The organism is Flavobacterium franklandianum (assembly GCF_007097365.1).
Taxonomy (GTDB): Bacteria; Bacteroidota; Bacteroidia; order Flavobacteriales; family Flavobacteriaceae; genus Flavobacterium; species Flavobacterium franklandianum.
In genome coordinates this window covers 302,434-317,748 of record NZ_VJZR01000002.1, presented here as the reverse complement: position 1 = coordinate 317,748, position 15,315 = coordinate 302,434, and the positions used below count along the sequence as shown (strand labels likewise).

Annotated in this window: 9 protein-coding genes; 5 read left to right on the top strand and 4 right to left on the bottom strand. The window is 33.6% G+C overall.

Annotation, left to right across the window (positions count from 1 at the left end):
• Nucleotides 1–10: 10 nt before the first annotated feature.
• The 3 genes from fusA to rpsL all read right to left on the bottom strand — a co-directional run bounded on the left by fusA (nucleotide 11) and on the right by rpsL (nucleotide 3,129).
• Nucleotides 11–2,167: an elongation factor G gene (gene fusA / locus FNW17_RS03920; protein ID WP_143391054.1), complete on the bottom strand. Its 2,157-nt coding sequence runs from the start codon at nucleotides 2,165–2,167 to the stop codon at nucleotides 11–13.
• A 12-nt stretch (nucleotides 2,168–2,179) separates the two neighbouring features.
• Nucleotides 2,180–2,656, bottom strand: a complete 477-nt coding sequence (rpsG, locus tag FNW17_RS03915; protein WP_143391055.1) for a 30S ribosomal protein S7 — start codon at nucleotides 2,654–2,656, stop codon at nucleotides 2,180–2,182.
• Between the two features lie 89 nt (nucleotides 2,657–2,745).
• A complete protein-coding gene (gene rpsL, locus FNW17_RS03910; RefSeq protein ID WP_007136570.1) occupies nucleotides 2,746–3,129 on the bottom strand; it encodes a 30S ribosomal protein S12 in 384 nt (127 codons plus the stop codon).
• A 272-nt stretch (nucleotides 3,130–3,401) separates the two neighbouring features.
• Between rpsL and FNW17_RS03905 the strand changes: the two genes are divergently transcribed.
• The 5 genes from FNW17_RS03905 to FNW17_RS03885 all read left to right on the top strand — a co-directional run bounded on the left by FNW17_RS03905 (nucleotide 3,402) and on the right by FNW17_RS03885 (nucleotide 11,787).
• Complete coding sequence (locus FNW17_RS03905; RefSeq protein WP_144070922.1) at nucleotides 3,402–5,096, top strand: ShlB/FhaC/HecB family hemolysin secretion/activation protein; 1,695 nt, start codon at nucleotides 3,402–3,404, stop codon at nucleotides 5,094–5,096.
• 146 nt (nucleotides 5,097–5,242) lie between these two features.
• On the top strand, nucleotides 5,243–8,380 hold the full coding sequence (locus tag FNW17_RS03900; RefSeq protein ID WP_144070921.1) for a SusC/RagA family TonB-linked outer membrane protein: 3,138 nt from the start codon (nucleotides 5,243–5,245) through the stop codon (nucleotides 8,378–8,380).
• A gap of 18 nt (nucleotides 8,381–8,398) precedes the next feature.
• Entirely contained in the window at nucleotides 8,399–9,832 is a 1,434-nt protein-coding gene (locus tag FNW17_RS03895) for a SusD/RagB family nutrient-binding outer membrane lipoprotein (protein ID WP_143391057.1), read from the top strand.
• Nucleotides 9,833–9,854: 22 nt separating this feature from the next.
• Complete coding sequence (locus tag FNW17_RS03890; RefSeq protein ID WP_143391058.1) at nucleotides 9,855–10,778, top strand: hypothetical protein; 924 nt, start codon at nucleotides 9,855–9,857, stop codon at nucleotides 10,776–10,778.
• A 13-nt stretch (nucleotides 10,779–10,791) separates the two neighbouring features.
• Entirely contained in the window at nucleotides 10,792–11,787 is a 996-nt protein-coding gene (locus tag FNW17_RS03885; RefSeq protein ID WP_143391059.1) for a Calx-beta domain-containing protein, read from the top strand.
• Between the two features lie 621 nt (nucleotides 11,788–12,408).
• On the opposite strand, the gene FNW17_RS03880 is transcribed toward FNW17_RS03885, so the two are convergent.
• A complete protein-coding gene (locus FNW17_RS03880; protein ID WP_144070920.1) occupies nucleotides 12,409–15,135 on the bottom strand; it encodes a T9SS-dependent M36 family metallopeptidase in 2,727 nt (908 codons plus the stop codon).
• Nucleotides 15,136–15,315: the final 180 nt, after the last annotated feature.

The window sequence follows — 15,315 nt, the reverse complement described above, 5'->3', positions numbered from 1 at the left end:
TTCTTAAAGATTAAGCGTTTCCTTTTGCTTTTTTGATAACTGCTTCCGAAATATTGGAAGGTGTTTCTGCGTAGTGTGAAAATTCCATTGTAGATGTTGCTCTACCAGATGAAAGCGTTCTTAATGTTGTAACATAACCGAACATTTCTGATAATGGCACATCTGCTTTGATGGTTTTTGCACCAGCTCTGTCACCCATGTCATTCACTTGACCTCTACGACGGTTAATATCACCTACGATATCTCCCATGTTTTCTTCAGGTGTTATCACTTCCATTTTCATAATTGGCTCAAGAACAATTGCACCAGCAGCTTTTGCCACTTCTCTGTAACCCATTCTTGCAGCTAACTCAAAAGATAGTGCATCTGAATCGACAGGGTGAAAAGATCCATCCAATAAAGTAACTTTCAAACTATCTACTTGGTATCCTGCTAAAGGACCTTGCTTCATAGCTTCACGGAAACCTTTTTCTACAGATGGAATATATTCTTTAGGGACGTTACCACCTTTTACTGCATTTACAAATTGCAATCCAGCTACCTGCTTACCGTCAACTTCATCTGCTGGCTCAAGAATAAATACGATATCACCGAATTTACCACGACCACCTGATTGTTTTTTGTAAGTTTCTCTGTGTTGTGCTTTTTTAGTAAATGCTTCTTTGTATTCAACTTGAGGTTCACCTTGATTTACTTCAACTTTAAATTCACGACGCATTCTATCTACAAGGATATCCAAGTGTAACTCTCCCATTCCTGAGATAATTGTTTGCCCTGAAGCTTCATCAGTTCTAACTGTAAATGTTGGATCTTCTTCGGCTAATTTAGCCAAAGCCATACCCATTTTATCTACGTCAGCTTTTGTTTTAGGTTCAATTGCAATACCAATTACTGGCGCAGGGAATTTCATAGACTCAAGAATAATTGGGTGTTTTTCATCACACAATGTATCTCCAGTTTTAATATCTTTAAATCCAACTGCCGCCCCAATGTCACCTGCTTCGATATAATCGATTGGGTTTTGTTTATTAGCGTGCATTTGGTAGATACGAGAAATTCTTTCTTTATTACCAGAACGAGTATTCAAAACGTAAGAACCTGCATCAAGTCTTCCTGAATAAGCACGAAAGAAAGCCAAACGACCTACGAATGGGTCAGTAGCAATCTTAAATGCTAAAGCAGCGAAAGGCTCTTTTACATCTGGCTTACGTAAAATTTTAGTTTGATCTTCTTCTAAAAGTTCAGCATCATCAGGATGAATTCCTTCTATACCTGCTTTATCCATTGGTGATGGCAAATATTTACATACAGCATCTAACATGAATTGAACTCCTTTATTTTTGAACGAAGAACCAGCAATCATAGGAATGATAGCCATATCCATAACAGCTGCTCTTAATGCAATGTTGATTTCCTCCTCTGTAATAGAGTTTTCATCTTCCATGAATTTTTCAAGCAGTTTCTCATCATAATCGGCTACTGCCTCAATAAGAATCGATCTGTATTCTTTCACTTCTTCAAGCATATCTTCTGGAATAGGCACAATATCGTAAGTAGCCCCTAAACCTTCTTCATGCCAAACAATTGCTTGATTTTTAACCAAATCAACAACTCCTTTGAAATCATTTTCTTCACCAATTGGCAAAGTAATAGCAACTGCATTTGATTTCAACATATCTCTTACCTGTTGACAAACCATCAAAAAGTTAGATCCTTGTCTGTCCATTTTATTAACAAAACCAATACGCGGTACGTGGTACTGATCTGCTAGTCTCCAGTTCGTTTCTGACTGTGGCTCAACACCATCAACAGCACTAAACAAGAAAACTAATCCATCAAGCACACGTAAAGAACGATTTACTTCAACAGTAAAATCAACGTGTCCTGGGGTATCAATAATATTAAAGTGATAAGGTAATGTTTCAGGTAATAATTTACCTTGTGTAGTTGGAAAATTCCATTCACAAGTTGTAGCTGCAGAAGTAATTGTGATACCTCTTTCTTGCTCTTGCGCCATCCAGTCCATTGTTGCAGCACCATCATGCACTTCACCAATTTTGTGTGATTTTCCTGTATAGAATAAAATACGCTCCGTTGTTGTTGTTTTACCAGCATCAATGTGAGCAGCAATTCCTATATTTCTTGTATATTTTAAGTCTCTAGCCATTTTTCTTAAGAATTAAAATCTAAAGTGAGAGAAAGCTTTGTTAGCTTCTGCCATTTTGTGAGTATCCATTCTTTTCTTAACAGCTGCTCCTTCTTCTTTAGCCGCAGCTAAACATTCTGAAGCCAATCTCTGAGCCATTGATTTTTCGTTTCTTCTTCTTGAATAAAGAATTAACCATTTCATAGCCATAGAAATTTTTCTATCTGGTCTAATTTGCATTGGAATTTGGAATGTAGCTCCACCTACTCTACGACTACGTACTTCTACGTGAGGCATAACATTGGTTAAAGCATCTTTCCAGATTTCTAGTGATGGTTTTTCTGCATCTTGCTTTTTTGTTTCGATGATGTCAATTGCATCATAAAATACTTTAAAGGCTGTTGATTTCTTACCGTCCCACATTAAGTTGTTTACAAAACGTGTTACCAATTGGTCGTTAAACCTTGGATCTGGTAAAAGTGGTCTTTTCTTTGCCGCTCTTTTTCTCATGTCTTTTTGTTTTAGAAAGTTATCAGTTATGAGTTATGAGTTATGATGCGAGCACCTAACAAACAACACCTAACCTCTAACGTTTCAAATTACTTTTTTGCTTCTTTTGGGCGTTTAGCACCATACTTAGATCTTCTTTGCGTTCTTCCCGCTACACCTGATGTATCAAGCGCACCACGAACGATGTGATATCTAACTCCTGGTAAATCTTTTACCCTTCCACCCCTAACTAATACTATCGAGTGCTCTTGTAGATTGTGTCCTTCTCCAGGGATATAGGCATTTACCTCATTACCATTTGTCAAACGTACACGCGCTACTTTACGCATTGCAGAGTTTGGTTTTTTTGGTGTAGTAGTGTAAACACGCGTACAAACCCCTCTTCTTTGAGGACAAGAATCTAAAGCAACCGATTTACTCTTCTTAGTTATCTGAGTTCTTCCTGTTCTTACTAATTGTTGAATTGTTGGCATAATTAATACTAAAAATTTCTAATATATTAAACTTCCCGCTTTTTACGGGGTTGCAAATGTAGTAATTATTTTTTTCTAAACAAACCATAATTAATTAAATTTTACAAGAAGTAAATATTTGTTTATTAATGAAATACAGAAACACTAACAAACATTCTTAATGCGAAATAAAACAATACTTTTAGAACTATTTCAATTAGACAATTTAACATTATGATTTTTATCACAAACAATAGATATTTGCGTTACATTTATTAAAACATTTGACAAATTTGAAACTCTTAACTTTCATTATACTGTTTTTTACCTTTGGGACGAATTGTTTTTCCCAAAATTTTCAATTACAAATAACTGGAAACTCTCCCTCTGAAAATAAAATTATTGATTCTATAAAATACAATTCAATTCATACTAATACGAAAGCCATTAATGACGAGGTTACTTCCATGTCCGAAAGACTATCTAAAAATGGTTACCTAGAAAACCAATTGCTTGAAAACACAAGGAAAAATGATTCAATTTTTGTTGCAAAATTTAGTTTAGGCGAAAAGATAAAATTTATATATATATATATAGGTAGAAATCGCGAAATAATCGACTTAGTTTCATTTGACAAAAAAAAAGATACTTTGATTCTTCCTTACAGCGAAACAGAATCTTTTTTGAATAGCATTTTACAAAAATTAGAGCAAAATGGATATGCCTTTGCAAAACTAAAATTGGCCAACATCAAAAGGAAAAATAATTCTTTATACGCAGAATTACAATTTGAATCTGGACAACAAAGACAATTAAATGCAATTGTAGTGAAATTCAGCGAAAACAATAAAAAAAATAGTTTCCCCAAAGGACACTTAAAACAACTGAATCGAAAATACCACAACAGTACTTTCAATCAAGATGTGGTTAGAAAAATTCAAGATGATTTTGGGAAAATTGGATTTGTGAGTCAAATTAAAACTCCAGAAATTTTATTTACAAAAGACTCCACCAACGTATATGTGTATCTAGAAAAAAGGAAATCCAACATTTTTGATGGATTTATCGGCTTTGCCAACAATGATAACGATAAATTAACCTTCAACGGCTATCTGGATTTAATTTTAGAAAACACAATCAAGGCCGGAGAGCAGTTTTCGCTCTATTGGAAAAGTGACGGGAACAATCAAAAAACTTTTAAAGCGAGTATCGATTTGCCATATATTTTTAAAACTCCAATTGGATTAAAAGCGCAAATTCACATTTTTAAACAAGATAGTATTTTTCAAAACACCAAAACAAATATCGATTTGGGATATTTTATAGATTATAAAACCAGAATCTATTTGGGTTATCAAGCGACAGAATCTAGCGACATTCAAAACACCAACAACACCATTAGCGATTACACCAATTCGTTTTTTACTGCAAATCTAGAATACTCCAGACTAGATTACAACAATTCAACCTTTCCTAATAAAACAACTATTTCAATTGTAATGGGACTTGGAAATAGAGAAACAACAGCCTTAGCAGAAACTGCTAGCAAAAGCAGCCAAACTTATATTAACATAAACGCAATGCATAATTTATATTTGAACCCGAAAAATTGTATTAACATAAATTATCAAAATTATTTCTTAAACAGCGAAACCTATATAATTAACGAACTATACCGTTTTGGCGGAACAAAATCAATACGTGGCTTTGCTGAAAATAGTTTACAAGCAAATTTCATGACAGCTATAATTAGTGAATACCGATATATTATTTCTCCCGAATTGTATCTCCATACTATTTTAGATTATGGATACTATAAAGACAATTCCTCTAATTACGAAACTAACCTAATTGGTATTGGACTCGGAATAGGTTTGCGAACAAAAAACGGAAATCTTAAATTAAATTTATCAAATGGCAGAAACAAAAGCGAAAAGTTCCTGTTTTCAAACACGATTATTAATATAAATTACAATATTAAATTTTAAGTTGTAAAAAAACATTTAATATAACAAAAGACCGTTTATCTGTTAAAATGTTAAAATTCGTATGCAAGCATAAAAAATCAATGTAAATGTTAGGAAAGTTAACAAATTATTAAGATTTTTGTCCAACTAATTCAAAATATTTAAAAATGAAACTAAAGTTCAATGGATTCTTAGTACTACTATTAGTACTTGTAGCGCAAGTCACTTTTGCGCAAGACAGAGTTGTTTCAGGAGTTGTTTCTGATAATACAAGCATGCCGTTACCAGGCGTGAGTGTATTAGTTAAAGGAACTAAATCTGGAACACAAACAGATTTTGATGGAAAATTTTCTATCAAAGCAACATCAAGCCAAGTCTTGATATTTAGCTTTATTGGGATGAAGACTCAAGAAGTTTCAGCCAGTTCGTCGTCAATCAATGTCAAAATGGCAAGTGATGCATTTGAACTTGAAGGCGTTGTAGTAACAGCTTTTGGGATAAAAAAATCAGAGAAAGCTATTGGTTATGCTGCTCAAAGTGTTAAAGGCTCAAGCCTAACTGAAGCACGAGAAACTAACTTGGTAAATGCTTTAAGCGGTAAAATCGCTGGGGTTCAAGTTACAAATAGTTCTGGTGCAGTAGGTGCTTCATCAAGAATTGTATTGAGAGGAAACTCTACTATTACAGGAAACAACCAAGCATTATTTGTGGTTGATGGTATTCCTTTTGACAACACATCTTATGGTAATGCTGATGACGGTGGTGGACGTGATTTGCCAAACGGTGTAGCAAGTATCAATCCAGATGATGTAGAAAGCATTACAGTTTTAAAAGGACCTAATGCAGCAGCTTTATACGGTCTTCGAGCAAGTAATGGTGTAATTATTATTACAACCAAGTCTGGTAAAAAAGGAAAAGGGCTGAGTGTAGTCTCTTTTAATACAAATACAACTTTCACAAACCCTTTACTATTGCCTAAGTATCAAAATTCTTATGGCCAAGGATCAACATCAGATTATTTTGAATTTGTTGATGGTGCTGGCGGAGGATATAACGATGGTGTAGATGAAAGTTGGGGCCCCGCTTTGGACAAAGGATTATCTTTTGTTCAATGGGATTCTTATAAAGTAGGAGGCGCCCCTCTTCCTTGGATTTCACACAAAGATAACGTTAAAGATTTCTATGAAACTGGTCTTTCTCAATCGAATAACATATCCTTATCTGCAGGATCAGATGAGGCTAATTTTAGAATGTCAATTGGTAATTCTGATGAGAGAGGAATGCTTCATAATACAGACTTCAAAAAATTTAATGTAAGCTTAAATGGCAATGTTAAACTTGGAGAGAAACTAACTGGGGGTGTTACATTGAATTATTTTAATGATAAAAGTAATAATTTGCCAACAGGAGGTTATGATAATGAGAATGCTGCTCAACAATTTATTTGGTCCGCAAGAAATGTTAAGTATACAGACTTGAAAAATTGGAGAAATCTTCCACTTGCACCAGAGGGAACACCTGCAGAAGGAACTCCGTTAAACTGGAATACCAATTTTCAAAATAATCCATATTGGATTTTAGATACCAATACTAATACTTATGACAGAGACAGGTTGACTGGTGCTGCATTTATGGGATATCAAGTTTCAAATAGTATTTCTGCCACTGGTAAAGTTTCATTAGACCATTATTCTCAATTAACAACAAATAGACAAGCAATTGGCTCAAACAGTGCTGCCGATGGTACTTATGCTGAAAATGCTTTAAGGTTTTCTGAGATTAATACTGAAGCTATTATAGGATACAAAAAACAGCTTACTGATGATATTAATTTCTCCATTAATTTTGGTGGAAATAAAATGAAAAGAGTAAGAACACAAAACTTTGGTTCAATTACTGGTTTAGAATTACCAAACTTTTATAATTTATCAAATATAAAATCAGGTACAACTGCGGTTTCAGGAAATGATTACAATGAAATAAGAATTGGCTCCGTTTTTGGTTTTGGGGAGATTTCATACAAAGATTATGTATACATCAATTTTTCTGGAAGAAACGATTGGGCTAGTGTATTACCTACAGCAAACAATTCTTTCTTTTATCCTGCAATTTCTGGATCATTAGTTTTGTCAGAAATTTTAGATATGAAAGAATATACAGTAAATTACCTTAAATTAAGAGGAGGTTGGTCTAAGGTTGGGGGTACTGGCGCGTTAGGTGCTTATAACTTGAACCAAACGTTTGATCTTTCTACCAATGGATTTGGTAATCAAGCTTCTTCACCAGCAACTCAGTTTAATCCTAACTTAAAACCAGAATCGGTTATAGGAATAGAAGTAGGTGTAGATTTTAATGCCTTTAATAATAGATTGCGTTTTTCTGGAACATACTACACTAAGGAAAGTTCTGACTTGTTAGTTCCAATTCAAGTTTCTTCTGCAACAGGATTTACTAGTGTTTGGGATAACATTGCTGAAATGGAAAACAAAGGTTTTGAATTACAATTAGGCGTAACTGCTATCAAAAGTAAAGATTTTACTTTTGATATTGATTTAAACTTTGCCAAAAATGATAATAAAGTTGTTTCTTTAGGAGCTTTAGACACCTACATTCTAGGTGGCCAATGGGGAATTAATTTAGAGGCTAGAGCTGGTCAACCTTATGGTTCCTTAGTAGGAAGAGGGTTTGAAAAAGATGCTAGCGGAAATGTAATTTATGAAAATGGAATACCTAAAATTGAATCTGCTACAAAAATATTAGGTAACATTACCCCAGATTGGACAGGTGGAGCAAATTTTACATTCAAATACAAAGATTTCGATTTGAGCACATTAATTGATGCTAAAATTGGCGGAGATGTTCACTCTATGACTTATGCTTGGGGTAGGTATGCTGGTACTCTAGAAGAATCCTTGATTGGTCGTGAAACTGGCGTAGTTGGTAATGGTGTTATGTCTGATGGTGCTGGTGGATACATTCCAAATAATGTTGTTGTTAGTGCTAAATCCTTTAATCAATCAGCATATGGTAATACCATTGAAGAAAGTGCAATTTTTGATGCTAGTTATGTTAAACTAAGACAATTATCTTTAGGATATTCAATCCCAAAGAAACTGTTGCAAAACACACCAATTCAAGATTTCAAGTTTTCAATAGTAGCGAGAAATTTAGCAATATTATACAAGAAAGCTCCACATATAGATCCAGAAACAGGATTTAGTAGTACCAATGGAAATCAAGGTCAGGAGTTTGGACAAATTCCATCAGCAAGATCTATCGGATTTAATATAAACGTTCAATTTTAAATCTAAAACTAAACTATTATGAAAAAAATATCAATTTTATTTATAGCGCTTCTTGGTCTATTTAATGCAAGTTGCGATAAAGACTTCGAAGAAGTAAACACAACTCCAAATGATCCTGTTGCAGTTCCTGCTCATTTATTATTGGGTAATATTATAAGAGTTAACCAAAACACAGTGTATCATATGCAACGTGGAGGTGATATGGGTATGTGTTGGGCTCAACACGTATCTAAGGTACAATACAATGACGAAGAAAGATACATTCCGAGAAGAGGAGTAATTAATGACATCTGGGATGTACTCTATACTGGTGTTATAGCTGATGCAAAATCTATGTACACTTTAGCAGAATCAGAGGAAAATACAAACATTCAAGGGATTTCTCTAGTTTTACAAGCGAACACTTTTCAAATCTTAACCGATCTTTATGGCCCTGTTCCTTATACAGAAGCTTGTAATCCTTCAATATTAAAGCCTGCTTATGATAGCCAAGAAGTTGTTTATAAAGGGATTTTAGATCTTTTAACAAAAGCTGACGCATTATTAGCAAACGGAACTGGAAGTATTCCTGCTTCTTCTGATTTAATATATGGTGGTGATGCATCAAAATGGAGAAAATTAGCAAATTCATTAAAATTAAAAGTCTTAATGAGAATTTCTAAAGCTCCGGGTATGAATGTTGGAAGTCAGATTCAAGCATTAGCGACTTCTGGTAATTTAATGTCATCTAACAGTGATAGTGCACAAATAAAGTATATCGCGGCACAACCTGATGCTAATCCAATTTACGAGCAAGTTGTTTTTGGTACGAGATCTGAATATAAAATGAGTTCTGTTTTAGTTGCAAAATTACAAGGCCTTGCTGATCCTAGATTGCCTGTTTTCGCAGGAAAAAATAATGCTGGCCTTTATGTAGGAAATATTCCAGGAGTTGAAAATCCTGGTAACTATAATGGTTTTTCACCTTTGGGTACTTTCTATTTAAGTGCTACATTACCAGGAGTACTTTTATCATATGCGCAATCAGAATTATTACTAGCTGAAGCAATTAATGAAGGATACGTTTCTGGTGGAAATGCAGCAGCACTAACTCATTATAAAAATGGAATTACGGCTAACTTTGCATTTAACGGAATTACAGCAAGTGCAGCAGCTTATGTTGCTCTACCAAACATTGAATTTACAAATCAAGCTGATGCAAGACTTAAAATTGGAGATCAAAAATGGATTGCTCTTTTTGGCCAAGGTTTTGAAGCTTGGACTGAATGGAGAAGAACTGGTTTACCTGCTTTATCACCAGTGTTCGATGCAGCTCCTGGCGTACCTACTATTCCATCAAGATTATTTTATAACGATACCGAAAATTCCTTAAACAAAGTAAATTATGATGCTGCTGTAGGAACTTTAACAGGTGGTGACAAATTAACATCACGTCTTTGGTGGATGAACTAATTAATTTTTAAAAATGAAAAAAATGAAAAAATTTAAATTATATTCTTTAGCCCTTTTAGTTTTGGCTGGTCTTTTTTCATGTGAAGAAGACAGTGACACACTAACAGGAGGAGCTGCTACAGGTGGCTTATTAACTGTAAATTCGGGTTTAGTAGGCTATGTCGTAGGAAATGGTAATGACTATAAATATCCCGTAAAAGTTACTGGGTTTCAAGGTGATATAACAACGACAAAAATTGAAATATACAAATCTTTTACAAACGTTGCTGGTAAAAAAAGCAACGAATTGTTGTATAAAACAATAGATGTTGCTGAATCACCAAAAAATCAAGTTATAGATTTTAATGTGACCTATAACGAGTTGAGATCAGGTATTACTGTTAATGGTGCTGCTTTGCCAAGTGATGATAGCTTGTTAATTATTGGGGATGCTTGGACATTAAGATATGTAACAACAACCTCTAATGGCGATGTTCATTCAAATGCAAAAACCACCAAAGTAGCTGTAGGAACACGTTTTGCGGGTACATACAAAGTTATCGATAGTAACTATTGGAGACTTGGTGTTAGCAATGGTGGTTGGAACGGCGATATTCGTGTGATTGAATCAGTAGATGCAACTACATACAGATATGTTGGTTATGCAGGATTATTTGCTAGTGATGCAAATACACATTATTTCACAATTAATGGTGCTGGTGTAGTGTCTTCACCACAGACGTATAATGGTAAAGTTCAGTTACTAAACGGCTGGCCGCTAATTACTTGTGCGTCCAACCCTACTGACATGGTAAAATCTTGTGGATATGCAGGACCTCAAAACACAGTAACCAAAGATGATGTTAATAGTAAAGACAGAATCTATAGAACATACGGTTATTATACTGGTTCTGGTGCTACTGGACCTCGTGAATTTTATGAAGCTTTAGAAAGAGTAGTTAACTAATAAATAAATAAAAATGAAAAATATAAATAAACAATTTTTGTTTACAGCAGTTTTATTAACTTCTCTACTTTTTGTAAGTTGTTATGAGGAAGATTTAACAGGTCAAAGTACCATCGAGGTTGCCCAAAACGTGGTGGGTACTGTTCAATTTGTTGCTCCTTTAGCAGCAACACAAACAGTTAATGAAAAAAACCAAGGTAAATATCAATATAAAGTTAATATATCTAATGCTCAACCAGTAGATATTTATCTAGATGTAAAGGTAAAATCTGGAACAGCAACAAGAGGTGCGGATTTTGATTTTGATGAGCATCTTATAATTAAGGCTTATACTAAATCTGTAACAGGAAATATTAATATCATAAATGATGCGGTATTTGAAACAACTGAAACTTTCGTTTTAGAAATAGGTGGTGATGTAGATATTTCTAATGCGTCAATTCCTGCAAGTACTATATCATTCTCTATTGTTAATGGTTTAGCCGATAATTTGGATTTGAAATTTAATTTTCAAAAGGGATTCGTAGATGGTACAACTGCAAAAACTTTATGCGGTATAGGATATGACATGGATTTCTATGTATTGGATGCCAATTATAATGATATAGGAAATTATCAAGCTGCCGCTAGCGGTTGTCCAGAACTATTAACAGTTTCCCCTGCTAAATTCAAAAATGGCACTTATCATATTTTTTATGATTTGTATGACAATCATGGTCTTCCAGCTATGAACACACCTGAATTTACAATTCCAATATCTGTGGATTACAGTAGAGGTGGTGGAGTATCCGGAACGTTCAATCAAGAAGCTGAGTTTGCATTCACTTCAAAAGCATTAGGATATGTTCAAAGTGCTAACAATGAGCCTTACGATTATGTAGTTACTATCGTAGTTAACAACGGAGTTTATACTTTGAAAAATAGTAAAGGTGCAACTGTTGCAAATGCAAGAACATCTAACAAGATAGCAGCAGCAATTCAACACGCTAGATTAAACAATAAAAAATAAAGTACTTTATTTTTTATCAAACTTAAAACCATCCCAATCGGGATGGTTTTTTTATGTTAATAATTTCCACATTGTTCTAAATTATTATATAAAAAAAACTCATAGAAACATTGACGTTTTCAAGTAGTCATTGATCAAAAATTGCTGATAACAATAAATTTTATTAAATAAAATTGATTCGTAAGATGGATATATATTCTTAATCATCAATGCAAATCGTATCCATAAATTTAAATATATCGTTAATTCAAAAAGAAGGTTTGACATTAAACGGCTTAAAGAATACCATCTTGTACAGATAAGTTAATTATCAAATTAATTTTTAGATAAATACTTCTTAAAAACGCACAAACGAACGAGTTAATAATTGAATATATACGTTTTAATCAGAAAAATGAAGCGATTGAACAATAAAATGCATAATAGTAAGATAGAGCATACAACACTTTTAAATCATACAAACAAAGTAAGTTATTTTCTGAACGAAGTGTACTCAGTATGAAAAAAGCATTTTATCTATCAAATTACATATCATAAAAACATAAAGACAAATCAAGATAAATATCAATAAAAATCCCCGACGCAGAGTATCGAGGATTTATAATGTACCTGTGAAAAATTTTATTTGATAATTATTTTTTCAGTGTAGTTTATTGTTTCATTAGTAACCTTAAGAATGTATATTCCCTTTTGTAACGAATTTAAGTTGATAGCTTTTTCAATATTAAAATTAGAATCATTTAATCTATAGACAATTCTACCATTTAAATCAGCTACTTGAATATTGATCTTACCAACAAAATCATTGATATGGATATTAAGCTGCCCTCTAGGCGCAGGATTTGGATAAACACTAATTTTATCATTATTAATAAATTGATTTACTGACAATAATGTACAATTAGCACCTGCACTAGGCTCCGTAAAATCTTCAACTTGATCATTAATTGCTGCAATATTCGTTCTGTCCCCACTATTATCGCCAGATGAAGCATTTACACCCAGACCTCTTCTAGCAAAAACTTTCCATATCATACAATAATCCTGACCTCCTGTAGTGGCTTGATCAGCTGCAATTATAGCATCTCTTGCTTGTATAAAGGAAGGATTGCAAGGTTGTAATTTCATCGCATCAATAACCAATTGCATTGCTTTATTATTACCACCTGTTCCAGTATAAATATTGGAACTAAACCCATATTTACCAATATACGCCCAGGTTAAATCCCAAAGTGTAGCAGCCCAAATTTCACCAACAGCGTGCACCCATACTTTTTCAATACTATCTTCTGGATCTATAAAGGATTTCCCGTTTGTATCTGCAAAAGTTAAAGGATTAATAGTCATATTGGTAGAATAAGGATGATTTCTAATCCCTCCGCCTGTTGTAGCTTCATTAATTGCATAAGTCGCTATACCTTTTGCTGTTTCACCAGAATCACCCGTTTTTAATTGCATCATCAAGGCAAACCAGTCTGACCATCCTTCTCCCATTTGTTCTGGAGTAGTTAAACAACTTGTATTTGAAGGCCCTCCAGTTAATCTATTCGAAATGCCATGGGCAAATTCATGGGCTATTATTCCATTGTCAAAACTTGAATCTGCATACAAATACAAGCCCGGAGGAACTTCTAGTTTTATATTAACAGAGCCATTTACCATTTCTGCAATAAAGGCATCCCCAATTTCTTTGGTTACAAAAACTGCAGGAATCGTTATGCCTACGACACCCGTTGAACTCATAGATAGTCTGGTTGGATTATTGGGAATTGTATCCATAACAATAACAGCTCTGGCACCAGCATCTTGAGCGTTTTTTACTTTTAAATTAAAGAAACATCCGCCTCTTTTTATTAATGCTATTTTTCCATTTAATTCAGCAGCATTTAAAGGAACTTGACAAGCAGAATTGTATCCAGGAGGAGTAGGATTATTTTTATATAAAACTAAATCAGAGGTTATACCGTTCGGAGAAACCGGAACAGGGATGCGATCGGTACCTTCAAAAACATTTGACGTTGCTATTTTTGGCCCTGCTATTGAGGCTGGAGAATTTACAGTAATAAAATTCGTAGGTGGCGCACCATCATTCCACAAATACATTTGCATTCTTGGTCTGCTTCCATCATTCGGTGTAGAAAAATTAGCGTTATTCAAGGTAGCAGTTGCTTGTGAGTAACCATCTTGAGAATCAGCCAAAACATCATCTCCAATAAAAGATGTTATCCCGCCTCTTCCAAGATTGTCTTTTTGAAAATTTCCGCTTGCTTCATTAAAACCGTATTGATACCAAACATCGTGCATTATATTTGACATATAAAACAAATTTGTAGTTGATGCAGATGAATAATCAGTAGGTTGTGAAGTCTGACCTCCATATGCAAAATCAAAATTTAATGCAGCTCCCCCATTTGGACTTATTCCGGTTCCATTATTTCCATTGGCATCTTCTTGCGCGAAAACATTGTTACCTCTTGTATAACTATAAATAAGTGCCGAATTTGTACCCGATAATGAATTTGAATTATGCCAGCCATTCGGTGACGCAATAGTATTACTTGGCGAGGTAATTAATTGAAACGGGCTATGATTGGGACTCTCATAATTATAAGGAATCACTCGATAAGAACCCGCATTTACACCTACTGGGGAAGTAACCGTTTTTGAAACAGTACTTTCATTAAAATTAAATGGATAATTGGCTGGATATCTAGTTTGTTTTACATATCCAAAATTACAATTAATAGTCAAATCATTCTTTTCTAACAACACTCCATTGAGCGCATCAATTCTTAAATCCCATAAGTGTTTTCCGTCTGGTGAATAAAACTGAAATGCCCATGCTAATTTTAGTTTTTCATCCTTTGTAGATTGGTAAACTAATTTAGCGCTAATCAAATCTTCCTGAATTCCGTCACTCAATTTGAAGGATTTGTCATTTATAGTTTCTACTATGGAAAATGAAGTTGAGTTATTTATTCCTAATCGAGAATATGCATTCTCAATAGCTTCTAAAGCAGATAAAGCGGGGGTTGTTTCATTCACTTTCTGGGCAACATTCTTTTTAAAATTATTGCTTATGTTTATTATTTTACCATTTTTCATTGAGACATTGGATTGCGCATTAAAAATCTCAATTCCTTGATATCTTTGAACAATGTAATAATTATTGATTTTAGTGGTTTCAGATGTAACTTCACTTTCCACAACCCAATCAGCAATGTCTTTGGTTGTTAATCCAAATTTTTTCATTTCAGTATTCAATTGTGACTGAATCTTTTGCTTATTTGATTGAGAAAACCCCGACATACAAATCAGCATAACAAATAATAATAAAATTCTTTTCATATTTATAAAAATTTTGTCTACAAACATAATTTAATTTTTTATAATAATTATTCAATATCAATACATTTAACAGAAAACAATCACTTTACGAAAGAAAAAATTCAAATTATTCCTGATTTAATGATAATATCTAAAACAACAAGAATTTTTATTATCATTACTTAAATTCTGAAACATAAA

Bases quoted from the DNA above. Each gene is read 5' to 3' on its own strand.
- fusA (WP_143391054.1), bottom strand. From the start codon at position 2,167: ATGGCTAGAGACTTAAAATATACAAGAAATATAGGAATTGCTGCTCAC.
- rpsG (WP_143391055.1), bottom strand. From the start codon at position 2,656: ATGAGAAAAAGAGCGGCAAAGAAAAGACCACTTTTACCAGATCCAAGG.
- rpsL (WP_007136570.1), bottom strand. From the start codon at position 3,129: ATGCCAACAATTCAACAATTAGTAAGAACAGGAAGAACTCAGATAACT.
- FNW17_RS03900 (WP_144070921.1), top strand. From the start codon at position 5,243: ATGAAACTAAAGTTCAATGGATTCTTAGTACTACTATTAGTACTTGTA.
- FNW17_RS03895 (WP_143391057.1), top strand. From the start codon at position 8,399: ATGAAAAAAATATCAATTTTATTTATAGCGCTTCTTGGTCTATTTAAT.
- FNW17_RS03890 (WP_143391058.1), top strand. From the start codon at position 9,855: ATGAAAAAATTTAAATTATATTCTTTAGCCCTTTTAGTTTTGGCTGGT.
- FNW17_RS03885 (WP_143391059.1), top strand. From the start codon at position 10,792: ATGAAAAATATAAATAAACAATTTTTGTTTACAGCAGTTTTATTAACT.
- FNW17_RS03880 (WP_144070920.1), bottom strand. From the start codon at position 15,135: ATGAAAAGAATTTTATTATTATTTGTTATGCTGATTTGTATGTCGGGG.